Genomic DNA, 14,756 nt, shown 5'->3' with positions numbered 1-14,756 from the left:
GTTTTATAATTGTCAAACGTTTGACATTTTATAAAAATCATGTATTATTAATGTATCGAAACGCTTACATATGTTTTAGGAGGAAATTACTATGAATCATGAACAAGTTGCGGATCGAGTACTTAAATATGTGGGACGTGATAACTTAATTGCGGCAGCTCACTGTGCGACTCGATTAAGATTAGTTGTTAAAGATGAAAAGAAAATCGATCAAAAAGGATTAGACAACGATGACGACGTCAAAGGTACTTTCAGTATCAATGGCCAATATCAAATCATTATTGGACCTGGTGATGTCGACAAAGTTTACGATTTTCTAATTCAAAAGACGGGGCTTAAAACAGTTACCCCCGATGACCTCAAAAATTTAGCCACTAACGGCAAAAAGGCCAATCCAATCATGGCCTTCGTCAAACTTCTTTCTGATATTTTTGTTCCATTGATTCCCGCTCTTGTTGCTGGTGGTCTATTGATGGCATTGAACAACGTTTTAACATCACCCAACCTCTTTGGTGCTCAATCAGTTGTGCAAATGTATCCTGGTATGAAAGGTGTTGCCGAATTAATTAATCTTTTGGCATCAGCCCCATTTACTTTCATGCCCGTACTAATTGGTTTCTCAGCTACTAAACGTTTTGGTGGTAATCCTTACCTTGGTGCTGCTATCGGTATGGCAATGGTTATGCCTGCTTTAGTTAATGGTTATGACGTCGCTAACGTTATGGCTGCTGGTAAGATGACTTACTGGAATGTCTTCGGTTTAAAGGTTGCTCAAGCCGGTTACCAAGGTCAAGTTTTACCTGTTCTAGCCGTTGCTTGGATTCTAGCCACTATTGAAAAATGGCTCCATAAACACATGCCTGCAACTTTAGACTTTATCTTTACACCACTACTTGCTGTAATCGTAACTGGTCTACTAACATTTATTGGTGTTGGCCCTATCATGAGAGTTGTTTCTGATGGTCTAACCAATGGTATCGTCTGGATGTACAATGCAACAGGCTTCGTTGGTACTGCTATCTTTGGTACCTTCTATTCACCTATTGTTATTACTGGACTTCATCAAAGTTTCCCTGCCATTGAAACTCAATTACTAACTAACATTGCTAAAACCGGTGGAGATTTCTTCTTCCCAATCGCCTCTATGGCCAATGCTGCTCAAGGTGCTGCCTGTTTAGCTGTCTTCTTCCTTTCTAAAGATAAGAAGCAAAAGGGTTTAGCATCATCAGCTGGATTATCAGCTCTACTAGGTATTACAGAACCAGCCATCTTCGGTGTTAACTTAAAGTTACGCTACCCATTCATCTGTGCCATGGTTGCTTCCGGAATTGCTTCTATTTTCATTGGTATTTTCCACGTTCTATCTAGTGCTTTAGGTGCTGCTGGTATCATTGGATTTATTTCTTTCCCACCTAAATATTACCTTCCATTCTTCATTAGTATTCTAATCAGTATTGCTTTAGGTTTCACTCTTACATATCTTTACGGAATCAAGTTTGATAAGGTAACAACTGCTAAACCAGTTGAAAAAGCTGATGATAATACTGTTGCTGTGGCTGATGAATTAATTGCTGCGCCTGTATCTGGCGAATTGATTCAGTTAAAAGACGTTAATGATCAAGTTTTCTCCGCCGAAATTATGGGTAAAGGTACTGCCATCAAGCCTATTGATAACAATGTTTATGCTGTAGCCGATGGAACGGTTACCGTCGCTTATGCCACAAAACATGCTTACGGAATCAAGACTAACGATGGTGCTGAAGTCCTTATTCATTTAGGAATCGATACCGTTGATCTTAAAGGTCAATATTTCACATCCAATGTCAAACAAGGCGACACCGTTAAAAAAGGTGATTTACTTGGTACCTTCGATATTGAAAAAATTCAGGCTGCTGGTTACGATCCCACAGTTATGATTGTCGTAACCAACACAATGTCCTACGGCGACGTGGATAAATTGAATAAGACAGACGTCAAATCCGGCGATGACATCGTAGCTTTGACAGAACTAGCTTCAAATTATTCTGCTGCCGCAAATGTTTAACCCTTCATGAATCACATAAAAAAATGCCTAAATAGATTAGGCATTTTTTTGTGGCTTTTTAAATTGTGTAAACAACAATGCTACTAAAATGGCTGTAATCAATCCATTGACCAAATATAGTATCCGATAATCGACAACTGCAAAAGCAGAGCTGTAAATCAAGACACCAATTGGATTCAAAATTTGGGCCATAGTGTACATCAAAGTATTGACCCGTCCTAAGGCTTTTTCAGGAATAACTTCTTGCACATACGTAAAGACTGGAGGATCAGAACTTGCTCCAACAAAACCAGAAATGAATTCGATCACAACAAAGATTACCAGTGTATATTGTGAGGCAAATTTAATTAAGAAACCTAGTAAAAGAAGTTCAAATACTGATATCCAATAAGTTATCCTTTCAAATTTGAAGACATCCTTAATTTCAACAATCGTAATAACAATTCCGCCTAAGAACACCCCAAATGACAAAATACCTTGAACATTACCACTAACAACAGTTGAGTACTTGAGAATATGAATCAAAACATAAGGAATCCCAATTTGTAGAGAAATGCCAGCTAAATTCAATACCATTGCAATTACAGTCAAAATAATTAATTGTGGTTGACCCTTTAGGACTTTAACTAAATCAGCCTTCTCATCATCACCGGTGACCTTCTTTTCAACCGTCACTTGATTGAAATGAGTACTCCAAGTAACCAATAGAGTCAGACATTCCGTAAAAATTTCTACCAAAATAATCCACGTGAACGGTACAACTCCAAACAGAAAACCTGCTAAAGGTGCAGCGACAATACTTGCCATAGATACACCCGTTGTCTGAATTGAATTGAGACGCTGAATAGATTTTTTACTAACAATTTGAGGTGTTGAAGATAAGTAAGTAATGGAAAATAATCGGCCAAAAATATTCATGGCACAAACGACCACGATAGCCGTATACAAAATATTGTTTCCCATTGAATACACCAATAAATATAGTAATAACGAAGCTATCAACAATGCTTCAGAAATCAAAGTCAGTCGTTTATGAGAATATTTATCAATTATCTTTCCAATGATAGGTGCCAAAGCTAGTCCAACGATTGGACCAATAAATAAGCTAGTACCATAGCCTAAAGCCGAACCAGTTACTTTCAATAGTTTCAAAGACAATGAGAATGAAAAAATAGTTTCTCCTAAAGCATTGATAACTGAAGTACTTCCAGCCTTGATCAATTGTAGATTATCTTGTTTCATAATAGTCATCCCTAACTTGATTGACCAAGTTATAGCACATAGCAAGATAAAAAAAGCATTCTCCTTTCAAGCGGTCATCTAACTTGCCTATCAGGTAAAAACGTTCTATTGAAGGTTGTAAAAATCTAAGTAATAAATAAGAGTAGCTTCTATTAAGAAATTCAAGACTATATATCTTGAACACCTAATGGAAGCTACTCTTTTAATGTAAAATTTCTATTTAATCATAACTAAAACTGAATAAGAACAACACACTAGTCCAGACCAATCGAACTTGTTGTGGAGGACAGCAGCTAAACACTATTCTTCTCTAGCAACAACAAAATAATTACCTTCAGGATCTTGGAAGTTAAAAGTCAATACACCATTAACTTCAGAAACCTCACCTGCACTCAACAAATCATCATGTAATTCATTGAAACGATTAGAAAAGAACATCAATGATGGTACTGTTTCATCTACTTCTGGTGAATAAATCCTGACATAATCCTTAGGAAAAATCGATAATTCAGTTTCCGCAGAGATTCCTACGATGACATTCTGGTAGCCACCATTTAAAGTCTGACGAGCCACTACTTTGGCTCCAAATTCTTCGACCCAAAATTCTACATTCATATCAACGTCATCAACGTAAAGCATAATTCTAGTTTTCATCCAATAAATCCCTATCCCAGACAACACCCATAGTTTTTTCACCAGTATGTACACTGATAGCTGGTCCTAAATGACTCGTTGAAACCTTGGCATCAGGGAAGTTAGTTTGAAAATCATTACTCCACTTCTCCAACATTTCACGATTATTAGAATCAACTACTGTGATGTGTAACTTCCAATCTGGATGTTCATCTGTATATTTTTGTATCTCTAAGGCAATTACACGGAAAGCTCGATGCATAGTTCTTTCCTTACCAATTGCAAAAATTTTACCATCTTTAAATGTCAATAATGGTTTAACATCCAACAAACTACCAATAATAGCGGAACGATTGCTTAAACGACCAGTACGACTCAAGTGTTTCAAATCGTTAACGGCAAAATAAATATCGGTTGAGTCACGTAGCTCTTTCATTTTGGCAACAATTTTTTCAGGATCTTCTCCCTTTTGAGCCATTGAACCAGCTAACATAACTAAATCAGCTTCAGCAGCACTCGCAGCCATTGAATCAAATGGATAAACTTTAGCCTTATCATAATCTTTTACAAACATACGTAGGTTGTCCATAAATGAAGTAATTCCTAATGATAAGTGAATTGAGATAATTGTGTCATAACCTTCTGATACCAAACGATCATAAGCCTCTTGGATCTGTCCCATCGAAACTTGAGCTGTGGTTGGTAATTCTGGTTCATTACGCAAATAGTCGTAAAACTCTTGATCCGTTAATTCTTCTGTTTCCTTATATTGTTCATTCCCCAAAATAACCGTGATTGGCAAGACGGTGATGTTGTATTGCTTGATTTGCTCAGGTGTTAGGTACGATGCTGTATCAGTTACAACTGCCGTTTTCATATTTTTCCTCTTTTTCAAGTGACTTTGTATTCATGCATATAATAATAACATTTTATTATATTTTTTAAATCTATAGGGTTGTTTTAGTTATTCGAAAGCGCTATCATCTTTGTTAAGTAAACATTTACTAAATGGAGGACCAATCATGAATACTAACGAAATATTACAAGGATTTGCCAATAAATTTAACCAATCAGCTGAAAAATTATTCTTTTCACCTGGTCGTATCAATTTAATTGGTGAACACACTGATTATAATGGAGGAAATGTTTTCCCCTGTGCTATCAGCTTAGGAACATACGCCGCTTATGGCAAACGTGATGACAATACTGTTCAAATGTTTTCCGAGAACTTACCTGACAAAGGTATCATTTCCTTCTCACTTGACGATCTTAAATTTAACAAAGAGGATGATTGGGCCAACTACCCTAAAGGGATGATCTATTTTATTACTAAAACTGGTTATAAATTAGACCATGGTTTCAATCTTTATATCCACGGTAATTTACCTGATGGTGCTGGTTTATCATCTTCCGCCTCGATTGAATTACTAATGGGAACAATCCTCAAAGATGTCTTCTCACTTGATATTAACCAACTTGATTTAGTAAAAATGGGACAAAAAGATGAAAACGACTTTATCGGTGTCAACTCAGGAATTATGGATCAATTTGCTGTCGGTATGGGTAAAGAAAATCAAGCCATCCTACTAGACACTAATACAATGGAATATCATTACGCCCCAGTTGAGTTAGGTAATAACGTTATCGTAATCATGAATACTAACAAACACCGTACTTTAGCCGATTCTAAATACAATGAACGTCGTAGTCAATGTGAAGCGGCTTTGAAACTACTTCAAACTAAATTAGATATTAACTCACTAGGTGAACTATCAATTGATGATTTCGATCGTAACTCATATTTGATCAATGATGATGTTTTAATCCGTCGTGCTCGTCATGCTGTTTTTGAAAATCAAAGAACTCTTAAAGCAATCAATTATCTTAAAGAAAACAATCTTGAAGAATTTGGCAAACTAGTCAATGCTTCTCATATTTCACTACATTACGATTATGAGGTAACTGGTAAAGAACTCGATACCCTAGTTGCTACTGCTTGGAAACAAGAAGGTGTGCTCGGAGCCCGCATGGTTGGCGCTGGTTTCGGTGGTTGTGCTATTGCTATTGTTGACAAAGACAAGGTTGATACCTTCAAGGAAAATGTCGGTCAAATTTATCAAAGAGAAATTGGTTATGCTGCCGACTTTTACATTGCTGAAATTGCTGATGGACCTAGAGAAATTGCTATAACAGAGGTGGAAAAATAATGTCCTGTGTCGATAAATTTGTCGATCAAATAATTAAGGCTGACAATGATTACCAAGAAATGGATCGTGTTTACTTATACAATCGTATTTGTGCTTTAGTTGGTGACAATAACCATCTTGAGGCCGATGATACTAAAGAAGCTTTGATTAAAACAGCTATTCAAAATAAAAAGATTGAAGACAGTCAGACGGCTAAGGAAATCCTTAATGATCAATTGATGGACTTCGTTACTCCATTACCTTCACGTGTTAATCACAAATTCTGGAATCTTTATCAAAAGAACCCAACTGATGCTATCAAATATTTCTACCAGATGAGCCAAGACAATGATTACATCAAGGTTAAAGCCATTGCTAAAAATATTTCTTACCAAGTGGCAACTGATTATGGAAACCTCGAGATCACTATTAATCTATCCAAACCTGAAAAAGATCCCAAGGCTATTGCGGCCGCTGGTAAAACTAAACAAACTGGTTATCCTAAATGTCAGCTTTGCCTAGAAAATGAAGGTTACTTGGGACGCTTAGGTTATCCTGCTCGTAGTAATCATCGTGTCATCCGCTTTACACTCGGTGGCGAAACTTGGGGCTTTCAATATTCACCTTATGCCTACTTTAAAGAACATGCTATTTTCTTAAATACAACTCACAAACCAATGATCATCAATCAACATACTTTTAATAATCTAATTGAAATCATCAAGATATTCCCTAATTACTTTGTTGGTAGTAACGCTGATTTACCAATTGTTGGCGGTTCAATGCTTAGTCATGACCATTACCAAGGTGGACGCCATACTTTTCCAATGATGAAGGCTCCCATTGATCGTCAAATTGAAATTGATGTTGATGGTGTCTCCGCAGGAATCGTTAAATGGCCACTTTCCACAATTCGTTTAACAAGTAAAGATCCTGAAGAGCTAGTTAAGGCCGCCACTTTGATTCATCAACATTGGATGAATTATTCAGACGAATCAGTTGATATTAGATCCCATAGTGGCGAAATTCGTCATCATACTGTTACGCCAATTGCCTATCGCCAAGATGAAAACTACGTTATGGATATCGTCTTACGTGACAACCAAACTTCTGCTAAATATCCCGATGGAATTTTCCATCCTCACAAAGATGTTCAACATATCAAGAAAGAAAATATTGGCCTAATTGAAGTTATGGGACGTGCCATCTTACCTGCTCGACTAAAAACTGAGTTAAAAGAAGTTGAACGTTATCTACTAGATCAACCTAACCAAATGGCTCAATATCACAAAACTTGGGCGGACCAATTGAAACAAAAATATGAATTTACAACTGACAATGTGGAAAAGATTGTTGATAAAGAAACAGGTCTGGTCTTTAATCGTGTTCTCGAAGATGCTGGTGTCTTCAAATGGAATACACAAGGACAGGCTGCTTTTGACAAATTCATTCGGAGTCTTCAATAATGGCTACCTTACGTGATATTGCCAAGAAAGCCAGTGTCTCACCAGCCACTGTTTCTCGAGTTTTAAATAATGATTTGACGTTATCAGTCACTGATGAAACTAGAGCTAATATTTTAAAAATTGCGACTGATCTTAATTATAAAAAAGCTAATCATCCCAATAGTCACTATCAAAAACATTTAGCCCTAGTTCAGTGGTATTCTGAATCTAAAGAGCAAGATGATCTCTACTATATGACCGTACGAGAAGGAATTGAACAACAAGCACCCAAGTATGGATTTCAAATCAGCCGTATTTTTCACAACGATATCGAAGAAATCCCTAATGATACTGACGGCATCATTGCCGTAGGTAAATTCAGTCAGGAACAAGTTCAAACTATGACTTTAATTTGTCCAAATATCGTTTTTATTGATGATGATCAATTTAGCAAGGGTTTTGATTCAGTCCTAACCGACTTTAAATATGGAATTGAAAAAGTTGTCAATTACTTTGTTGATCAGAGTATTGAAGACATCGGCTTGATTTATGGTGAGGAAACTTCAACCGATAATCAGAGAACTATCCCTGACTTACGTTTCGATTCTTTCAAGTCAGCTATGGAAAAGCATAATCTGTTCGATCCACAAAATTGTTTTAAAGGTGATTTCACTAAAGACTCCGGTTATCTGCAAATGACAAAGGCCTTGGATAAAGAAAACTTTCCACATGCTTTCTTCATTACCAATGACTTGATGGCTGCCGGCGCATTAAAAGCCCTTCAAGAGAACAACATTGCTGTTCCTAAACAAGTTCAACTCTTCAGTTTTGACAATACCGCCCTTTCACGTTACGTCAATCCCGAGTTAAGTTCTGTAGACGTCGCTACTAATCAAATGGGGGCTGCTTCAGTTGATTTAATGCAAGACTTACTAACTAATCAGCAACACGTTGTTAAACGAATTGAACTAGCCACTAAACTCATCTTTAGACAATCCACTTATGCGACAATTGAGGATTTGTAAATAATGTTTTTCTGGAGGTAAAGATGGATTACATTCACGACATTCGCCAAAAAGTTGGTCACGAACCAATTATCTTAAACTTTGCTGGAGGAATTCTAACCAACGATAAAAACGAGGTTCTTTTGCAAAAACGTTCAGGTATGAATAAATGGGAACTTCCCGGTGGTGCCATGGAATACGGTGAAACAGTTGAAGGTACTTGTCGTCGTGAATTTCGAGAAGAAACTGGACTTGAAGTTACACTAAATACATTTTTCGGACTCTCCTCTAATCACATCCAACACTATCCTAATGGCGATGTTAACCAAACCATCGTAACCTTCTTTTTAGTCGACTATTGTAAAGGTGAACTCAACCCTAAGAATGGCGAAACCATAGATTTAAAATATTTCTCTAAAGAAAACTTACCTGAAATATTCAATCGTCAACACACAAGATGTTTGCAGCACTATTTTAAGCACGATTTTCCATACTTCGAATAAGCAAGCAATATAATTGTTAGAGCCTTAACTCCTACCTATAATTGAGACAATTCCATTTAAAGGAGATGCCAATTATGATGGGATTAACTGGTTGCCACTTATTCGGTAACATGAATTTCATGGGTGGAGGATTCCTCTTTTATGGAATCATTACCTTATTGATCTTCATTGCAATTGTTTACTTATTTAATAATCATCAAAACAGTCATCAGCAAAATAGTGCGTTAGACATTTTGAATCGTAAGTACGCTCAAGGAAAAATCTCGGATGCCGACTATGCAAAGCGAAAAGAAAATTTAAAAAATTAAAATAATTATTCAAAAATTAAAGCATCATCTGTTTAGAGACGTTCTAATACGCCTATTCTAAATAGATGATGCTTGTTTTTATTTTTAATTAAAAAAGATAATAAATAGAATGATTGAAGTGAACCCAATGAATTGGAGTTCATTTAATTAAAAAATTCCATTTGGTTATACAGAGTTAAAAATTTCAAAATACTGCAATTTTGCTTGATAATATTAGAAGCAAGCATACAGTCGGTAGTAAAAAATCTGTGGGCCCTCAGTGGTGAAGTTATACTTAGCTTGCGTAGCAAGGTTAGTATAAGACCGAGCTTGGAGATCCATGATTTCGCACAAAGTGCGGAATTATTAGCTCCAAGTCGTGTCCACCACGTTCCAGCGGCCCACAGATTTTTTGCGGACGACGACATATTTCAACTACATTAGTTAGTATTTAGTTACAATCAAATCAGATTTTTGGTGGAGGACAGAACTCTTCCTTATTTCTTCCACAAGAAGTTAATTAAAATCTTATCGACTTGCTTATTTTCATGTAGCTTGCTGTGAGCGGCCATCTTACCAACAATTTTCTTTTCCTGATAAGACTTAGCTCGCCCAGAAACCAAATATCTTAGTGATTGAGATGAAGCGTTAGTCACAGCCCCATCGGAATGAGTTCCATCATTTTTATCGCCAAAAATATTCAATACTCTCGTATTAGTAGGATAAACTTTTCTAAACTTCAATAACTCCTGATAATACTGATTCATAGGCGTAGGTTTACCATTTTTATCTAGACTAATACGTCCAGGTTCATCATCTTCATCAATGATACCGTCAAAGTGACCAGCGATATCAACCACCTTATTAATTTTAGGCAATTTCTTGTTACTGTAATTATCCAAAATATAATAATTGATGGCCATATTTCCCATTGAGTGACCTACTAGATTAACCTTTTTAAATTTATAATCCTTTTGCAAAACCTCAATAACGTTTTTGGCCCATAGTCCAGCTGTATGATAGTTCAGCATCTTATTATCATCATAGTTGACTTCAACAATTGGATTCTTAGCCTTCTTAGGAATAGAACCAATCATTTTAGCGTAGCCGTTGGGACTGACATTGATCCTCACAATTGTTCTTGTGACTCCTGCTTCCTTAGCAGCCTCAGTCATTTGAGTTTCAGCTCGATAACTACTTCCATAACCATGGAAAAAAATAGTTGGAATCGATTCTTGAACGTACTTTTTAGAATTTACTGCCTGTGCATGACAACTATAAGTGAAAAAACTAAAAACCACTAATATCATTGCCATTGCGGCCGAAAAAATAAACCTTTTCTTATTCATAATTTCTCCTCTCGCTTATAACCTATATTGTAGCCATTCTTACATTAGTCGCGTAAAAAAAACACTTAAACTTGATTGACACTTTCGAAATCATTAATTATGATTAATCTAATCTATTTAATATTATTTTAATTTTAGTAAGGAGATTTTTATTATGGCAAAAGCAGATCCATCAACAATTGATTGGAACAACCTCGGTTTTAATTATATGGACTTACCTTATCGATTCATTGCCCACTATAAGAACGGTGCATGGCAAGATGCTGGCCTAACTGAAGACAGTACACTTCATATTAGTGAAGCTTCTACAGTTTTACACTATGGTCAAGCAGCTTTTGAAGGAATGAAAGCTTATCGCACCCCTGACAATCATATTCAACTATTTAGACCCGATCGCAATGCTAGTCGAATGAAAGAATCGTGTGAAAGATTACTGATGCCTGTCTTTCCAGAAGATAAGTTTGTTGAGGCTGTAAAAGAAGTAGTTAAGGCTAATGCTGATTTTGTTCCTCCTTACGGAACTGGTGCCACACTTTATTTACGTCCTCTAATCATTGGAACTGGTGCCCAAATTGGTGTTCATGCTGCTCCTGAATATATCTTTACTATTTTTGCTATGCCAGTTGGTAATTATTTCAAGGGTGGACTTACTCCCGTTAACTTTACAACATCACAATATGACCGTGCAGCTCACAAGGGTACTGGTCAAAGTAAAGTTGGTGGAAATTACGCTGCCAGTCTCTATCCTGGTGATGAAGCTCATAAAAATGGTTTTGCGGATTGTGTTTACCTTGATCCTATCAATCATGAAAAAATTGAAGAAGTTGGATCAGCCAATTTCTTTGGTATCACAAAGGATAATGTCTTCCTAACTCCTAAATCTCCATCTATTTTACCAAGTATTACTAAATACTCCCTACTCTGGTTAGCCAAGAACCGTTTAGGACTTGGAGCAGAAGAAGGCGACGTCTACATCGACCAATTAGATAGATTCAAAGAAGCTGGCGCTTGTGGTACGGCCGCCGTCATCTCTCCTATTGGTGGTTTGGAACACGAAGGTAATCTGCATGTCTTCTATAGTGAAACAGAAGTTGGACCAATTACCAAGAAATTGTATGAAACTTTAACAGGAATCCAATTTGGAACCATTAAAGCTCCCGAAGGTTGGGTTCAAGTCGTAGAATAGCAAAAAAGCTGTGATTGATGAAGCCACAGCTTTTTTAATGGAATATTGTATGTTTGAGATTCTCAATATTAAAGTGCAGTATCGAAGGGTGAACTGTAACATTAATATTGGAGCAAATTAGTACACTACTGGTAATTGGGGAAAACAGTGTTTTGATAGTACACATGTTACCTTCACTTATTATCCGAGGGTGATAATAAGTCAGAAGTTAGAACAATTATTTTGCTCTTTCGCATGTATCTATATTGTATAGTTAAGCTACCAGTAAGGAATCTACAAATTTATAAAATAGTTTTTCTATTATTGAATTAAAATTCAAGCTAAATAATGGTATATTTTGTAGTTTGCAGATAATTTTAAAATTTTACGATGAAAAATTAGCAACATGATAGAATATTACAGAACACACAATATAGAAAGAAGGATTTTTTAATGAAAATATATTTTGCCAATGGTCTCTTTGCTTTAGCTGACCGCATGTTTAATGAAGTCGTAGTTGATAAGATCAGAAAAATGGATTCTAATATTGAAGTTTATCTACCTCAAGAAAATGGTGACATCAATGACAAAATGAATTATGCCGACTCTATCAAAATTGCTCAAGAAGATAATAAAGAATTGTTATCTTCCGACTTAATTGTTGCAATTCTTGATGGTGACACAATGGATGACGGTGTGGCCTCTGAAATCGGTTTGGCATATGGCAAAGAAATTCCCATTATTGGCGTCTATACTGATCTCCGTCAACACGGCGTCGAGAATCCTGAAAAGCTTAAGGCTGTAGGTTCCATCGGTGAGAATCCTTTCGCTTATATCAACAATTACACCATTGGTTTAATCAAAATGAACGGTATAGTTGTAAATAATATTGATAGCATGTTAGCAGAAATTCGCAAATATCTATAATTTTATTGCAACATTTTGATATACAATTGTTTCATTTTAGTTACATTACCTTTACAGTCCAATTATAACTAATTTACAGTTAAGTTATATTCAACATTTGTTGGTCTAGACGTTATATTATTAATTCCGTTGAGAAAATAGTACACATTAAATAAAAACAAACACAGGATTCATTCGGGGGAATTATTTTATAATGAAGATCAAAAATTTTGTAGCATCAGTATTTACCGTAACCACACTCGCATTAATTGGAATCAGTACTCAAACACAAACTGTTAGTGCTGCAACAACAACAGCTAGTGCTAGTGGCGTTGTTTATGTAACTAACGTTAATGGTGCCGGTATTTACACACAATCACAAAATGGTGTTACTAGGGCTAATTCTATGCTTGGTAACAAAACAGCATGGAGAATCGACAAGACTATGAATGTTGATGGAGCTGTTTATTATGAAGTAGGTGCTAACGAATGGATCTCTGCTAATGATACTTCTACAGAAGCACCAGCTGTTTCTCTAAACAAAGATATGTATATCAATGTTGCTGGTGGTGTTAACCTTTATGATGCCCCTAACGGTAATTTTACAGGTAATGTAGCTACTGGACATACTATGGTTCATGTTTATGCAAGTAAAACTGATTCAACTGGTACTACATGGTACGATGTTGGCCGTAGTCAATGGATCAATGGAAAATATATGTCAACTGACAACGTTAAACAAACTCTAACAATGTCAGCTACAGCTTATGATCCCGTTGTTCTTGGTTCAAATATGGGTTACAGCGGTGTTGCTGCCAACTTATCAAAATTCCCTCGTGGAACACATTTAAGAATTACTGCTAATGGCAAGACTTACGATCGTGTAGTTAATGATACTGGTCTCTTCGCTTACAGCAATCCTAATCAACTTGATATTGCCATGCCTAACTCACAAGCATTACAATTTGGACGTCAAAACGTTACAGTTCAAGTTTTAGGTTAATCAGATAAATTTAATTTTGAAGTATCTCCCTTTTGGAGGTACTTTTTTTATTTCACAATTAATCTTTATTAAGATATTGCATTCTTTCATCAAACTTAAAAACTTTCCAAACCACTAATACTAGTCCTATCACAAAAGCTAAGATGGCATAAGGTAACGAAGCTGTTACGACAATATAAGTGGCAATACCCAAAAGAATACTAAAAAAAGTATTGATTAGTTTCTTTAACATAGGTTTATCCTCCCTTTTCAGTTGTTCAAAATCCTACTAAAGAGAATGATTATTCCAAAAACAAAGGCAATAATTGAACTAATAACACCACCTGTAATCCAGATATAAAAATCTAGTAGGATAAAAGCTAAAGTTAAACTTCCACGATATACTTGATCCATTAGTATCAAATCCTTTTTCTGGTTTAAGAGTATTTTATTATCTTGAAGTTAATTGTCCAAGAAATTAGTCCACACAAAAAGCTGAATCCTTATCGATTCAGCTTTTCTCATAATCATTTTTGACAAGTTGTCCATTTAGATAATAAAAAAAGAGCTCTCACTTGTGGAGAGCCCTCTAGTTAGATATAAGTGGTAAGATGATATCTACTGCAGTTTCATCAATATTCAATGAATCTTACTACTTTTAAAACATATCTTACTATCTAAATATGTATTTCTTTTGTTCAACTAATGGATCCTAGCGAACCATGTATTGAGCTTGCGCGACTAACTAATTAGGTCGATCTTATGTTAACTTTTGTCGCTAGTTCCAAGAATGTCCTTAAACTGCACTGACTCTAACTTTCTATTTGCTCTTTACTGATCCTATCTTGTAACAGATAAAACTTTCTAAATCAAAAACTTTTAGGGCTGCAGTTACTGACACTTCATCTTTACCACATCTATAATATAACGCATTTCGTAAACGGTTACAATAAATAACTCTGATTAATTTATAGACACTCCGTCATCGGATTTTGGACATACAAAAAGAG

The 14,756-nt window shown here is 35.8% G+C and carries 15 protein-coding genes; 9 read left to right on the top strand and 6 right to left on the bottom strand.

From position 1 onward, the window contains the following. Nucleotides 1–91: 91 nt before the first annotated feature. On the top strand, nucleotides 92–2,044 hold the full coding sequence (locus ACI6PB_RS03025) for a sucrose-specific PTS transporter subunit IIBC (RefSeq protein ID WP_404327749.1): 1,953 nt from the start codon (nucleotides 92–94) through the stop codon (nucleotides 2,042–2,044). Nucleotides 2,045–2,080: 36 nt separating this feature from the next. Here ACI6PB_RS03025 and ACI6PB_RS03020 read toward each other — a convergent pair whose 3' ends face one another. The 3 genes from ACI6PB_RS03020 to ACI6PB_RS03010 form a co-directional block, all read right to left on the bottom strand. After that, nucleotides 2,081–3,286 carry an MFS transporter gene (locus tag ACI6PB_RS03020; RefSeq protein WP_404327748.1) on the bottom strand — a complete coding sequence of 402 codons (1,206 nt, stop codon included), beginning with the start codon at nucleotides 3,284–3,286 and terminating at the stop codon, nucleotides 2,081–2,083. Nucleotides 3,287–3,586: 300 nt separating this feature from the next. After that, nucleotides 3,587–3,940, bottom strand: a complete 354-nt coding sequence (locus ACI6PB_RS03015) for a VOC family protein (RefSeq protein ID WP_025084692.1) — start codon at nucleotides 3,938–3,940, stop codon at nucleotides 3,587–3,589. Next, nucleotides 3,930–4,796: a DegV family protein gene (locus ACI6PB_RS03010; RefSeq protein WP_025084691.1), complete on the bottom strand. Its 867-nt coding sequence runs from the start codon at nucleotides 4,794–4,796 to the stop codon at nucleotides 3,930–3,932. Before ACI6PB_RS03010 ends, ACI6PB_RS03015 begins: the two co-directional genes overlap by 11 nt. Before the next feature lie 145 nt (nucleotides 4,797–4,941). Between ACI6PB_RS03010 and ACI6PB_RS03005 the strand changes: the two genes are divergently transcribed. The 5 genes from ACI6PB_RS03005 (at nucleotide 4,942) to ACI6PB_RS02985 (ending at nucleotide 9,365) form a co-directional block, all read left to right on the top strand. Further along, entirely contained in the window at nucleotides 4,942–6,126 is a 1,185-nt protein-coding gene (locus ACI6PB_RS03005; RefSeq protein WP_309511184.1) for a galactokinase, read from the top strand. Then, the gene (locus tag ACI6PB_RS03000) at nucleotides 6,126–7,571 is read left to right on the top strand and encodes a UDP-glucose--hexose-1-phosphate uridylyltransferase (RefSeq protein ID WP_025084690.1); all 1,446 of its coding nucleotides are present in this window, start codon (nucleotides 6,126–6,128) and stop codon (nucleotides 7,569–7,571) included. The genes ACI6PB_RS03005 and ACI6PB_RS03000 overlap by 1 nt, the downstream gene beginning before the upstream one ends. Further along, nucleotides 7,568–8,575, top strand: coding sequence for a LacI family DNA-binding transcriptional regulator (locus tag ACI6PB_RS02995; RefSeq protein WP_309511236.1), 1,008 nt, complete (start codon nucleotides 7,568–7,570; stop codon nucleotides 8,573–8,575). Before ACI6PB_RS03000 ends, ACI6PB_RS02995 begins: the two co-directional genes overlap by 4 nt. Before the next feature lie 23 nt (nucleotides 8,576–8,598). After that, nucleotides 8,599–9,057, top strand: coding sequence for an NUDIX hydrolase (locus ACI6PB_RS02990; RefSeq protein WP_034543871.1), 459 nt, complete (start codon nucleotides 8,599–8,601; stop codon nucleotides 9,055–9,057). Nucleotides 9,058–9,131: 74 nt separating this feature from the next. After that, a complete protein-coding gene (locus tag ACI6PB_RS02985) occupies nucleotides 9,132–9,365 on the top strand; it encodes an SHOCT domain-containing protein (RefSeq protein WP_025084687.1) in 234 nt (77 codons plus the stop codon). 476 nt (nucleotides 9,366–9,841) lie between these two features. On the opposite strand, the gene ACI6PB_RS02980 is transcribed toward ACI6PB_RS02985, so the two are convergent. Further along, nucleotides 9,842–10,693, bottom strand: coding sequence for an alpha/beta hydrolase (locus ACI6PB_RS02980; RefSeq protein ID WP_025084686.1), 852 nt, complete (start codon nucleotides 10,691–10,693; stop codon nucleotides 9,842–9,844). A 154-nt stretch (nucleotides 10,694–10,847) separates the two neighbouring features. On the opposite strand from ACI6PB_RS02980, the gene ACI6PB_RS02975 reads away from it, so the two are divergent. The 3 genes from ACI6PB_RS02975 to ACI6PB_RS02965 all read left to right on the top strand — a co-directional run bounded on the left by ACI6PB_RS02975 (nucleotide 10,848) and on the right by ACI6PB_RS02965 (nucleotide 13,767). Then, nucleotides 10,848–11,879 carry a branched-chain amino acid aminotransferase gene (locus tag ACI6PB_RS02975; protein ID WP_025084685.1) on the top strand — a complete coding sequence of 344 codons (1,032 nt, stop codon included), beginning with the start codon at nucleotides 10,848–10,850 and terminating at the stop codon, nucleotides 11,877–11,879. 432 nt (nucleotides 11,880–12,311) lie between these two features. Next, nucleotides 12,312–12,785, top strand: coding sequence for a nucleoside 2-deoxyribosyltransferase (locus ACI6PB_RS02970; RefSeq protein WP_025084684.1), 474 nt, complete (start codon nucleotides 12,312–12,314; stop codon nucleotides 12,783–12,785). Nucleotides 12,786–12,978: 193 nt separating this feature from the next. Next, on the top strand, nucleotides 12,979–13,767 hold the full coding sequence (locus ACI6PB_RS02965) for a hypothetical protein (protein ID WP_025084683.1): 789 nt from the start codon (nucleotides 12,979–12,981) through the stop codon (nucleotides 13,765–13,767). Between the two features lie 58 nt (nucleotides 13,768–13,825). Here the strand turns inward: ACI6PB_RS02965 and ACI6PB_RS02960 are convergent, their stop codons facing one another. Beyond that, nucleotides 13,826–13,999: a hypothetical protein gene (locus ACI6PB_RS02960; RefSeq protein ID WP_156407820.1), complete on the bottom strand. Its 174-nt coding sequence runs from the start codon at nucleotides 13,997–13,999 to the stop codon at nucleotides 13,826–13,828. Between the two features lie 17 nt (nucleotides 14,000–14,016). Beyond that, nucleotides 14,017–14,160, bottom strand: a complete 144-nt coding sequence (locus ACI6PB_RS02955; protein WP_156407821.1) for a hypothetical protein — start codon at nucleotides 14,158–14,160, stop codon at nucleotides 14,017–14,019. Nucleotides 14,161–14,756: the final 596 nt, after the last annotated feature.

The sequence above is a fragment of the Companilactobacillus paralimentarius genome, from assembly GCF_963227125.1.
In the GTDB taxonomy this organism is placed as follows: domain Bacteria; phylum Bacillota; class Bacilli; order Lactobacillales; family Lactobacillaceae; genus Companilactobacillus; species Companilactobacillus paralimentarius.
The sequence above is the reverse complement of the archived record's forward strand: the minus strand, read 5'-3'. Positions and strand labels throughout refer to the sequence as shown.

Excerpts from the sequence above, each read along its gene's own strand:
- ACI6PB_RS03025 (WP_404327749.1), top strand. The coding sequence starts at position 92 with ATGAATCATGAACAAGTTGCGGATCGAGTACTTAAATATGTGGGACGT.
- ACI6PB_RS03020 (WP_404327748.1), bottom strand. The coding sequence starts at position 3,286 with ATGAAACAAGATAATCTACAATTGATCAAGGCTGGAAGTACTTCAGTT.
- ACI6PB_RS03015 (WP_025084692.1), bottom strand. The coding sequence starts at position 3,940 with ATGAAAACTAGAATTATGCTTTACGTTGATGACGTTGATATGAATGTA.
- ACI6PB_RS03010 (WP_025084691.1), bottom strand. The coding sequence starts at position 4,796 with ATGAAAACGGCAGTTGTAACTGATACAGCATCGTACCTAACACCTGAG.
- ACI6PB_RS03005 (WP_309511184.1), top strand. The coding sequence starts at position 4,942 with ATGAATACTAACGAAATATTACAAGGATTTGCCAATAAATTTAACCAA.
- ACI6PB_RS03000 (WP_025084690.1), top strand. The coding sequence starts at position 6,126 with ATGTCCTGTGTCGATAAATTTGTCGATCAAATAATTAAGGCTGACAAT.
- ACI6PB_RS02990 (WP_034543871.1), top strand. The coding sequence starts at position 8,599 with ATGGATTACATTCACGACATTCGCCAAAAAGTTGGTCACGAACCAATT.
- ACI6PB_RS02985 (WP_025084687.1), top strand. The coding sequence starts at position 9,132 with ATGATGGGATTAACTGGTTGCCACTTATTCGGTAACATGAATTTCATG.
- ACI6PB_RS02980 (WP_025084686.1), bottom strand. The coding sequence starts at position 10,693 with ATGAATAAGAAAAGGTTTATTTTTTCGGCCGCAATGGCAATGATATTA.
- ACI6PB_RS02975 (WP_025084685.1), top strand. The coding sequence starts at position 10,848 with ATGGCAAAAGCAGATCCATCAACAATTGATTGGAACAACCTCGGTTTT.
- ACI6PB_RS02970 (WP_025084684.1), top strand. The coding sequence starts at position 12,312 with ATGAAAATATATTTTGCCAATGGTCTCTTTGCTTTAGCTGACCGCATG.
- ACI6PB_RS02965 (WP_025084683.1), top strand. The coding sequence starts at position 12,979 with ATGAAGATCAAAAATTTTGTAGCATCAGTATTTACCGTAACCACACTC.
- ACI6PB_RS02960 (WP_156407820.1), bottom strand. The coding sequence starts at position 13,999 with ATGTTAAAGAAACTAATCAATACTTTTTTTAGTATTCTTTTGGGTATT.
- ACI6PB_RS02955 (WP_156407821.1), bottom strand. The coding sequence starts at position 14,160 with ATGGATCAAGTATATCGTGGAAGTTTAACTTTAGCTTTTATCCTACTA.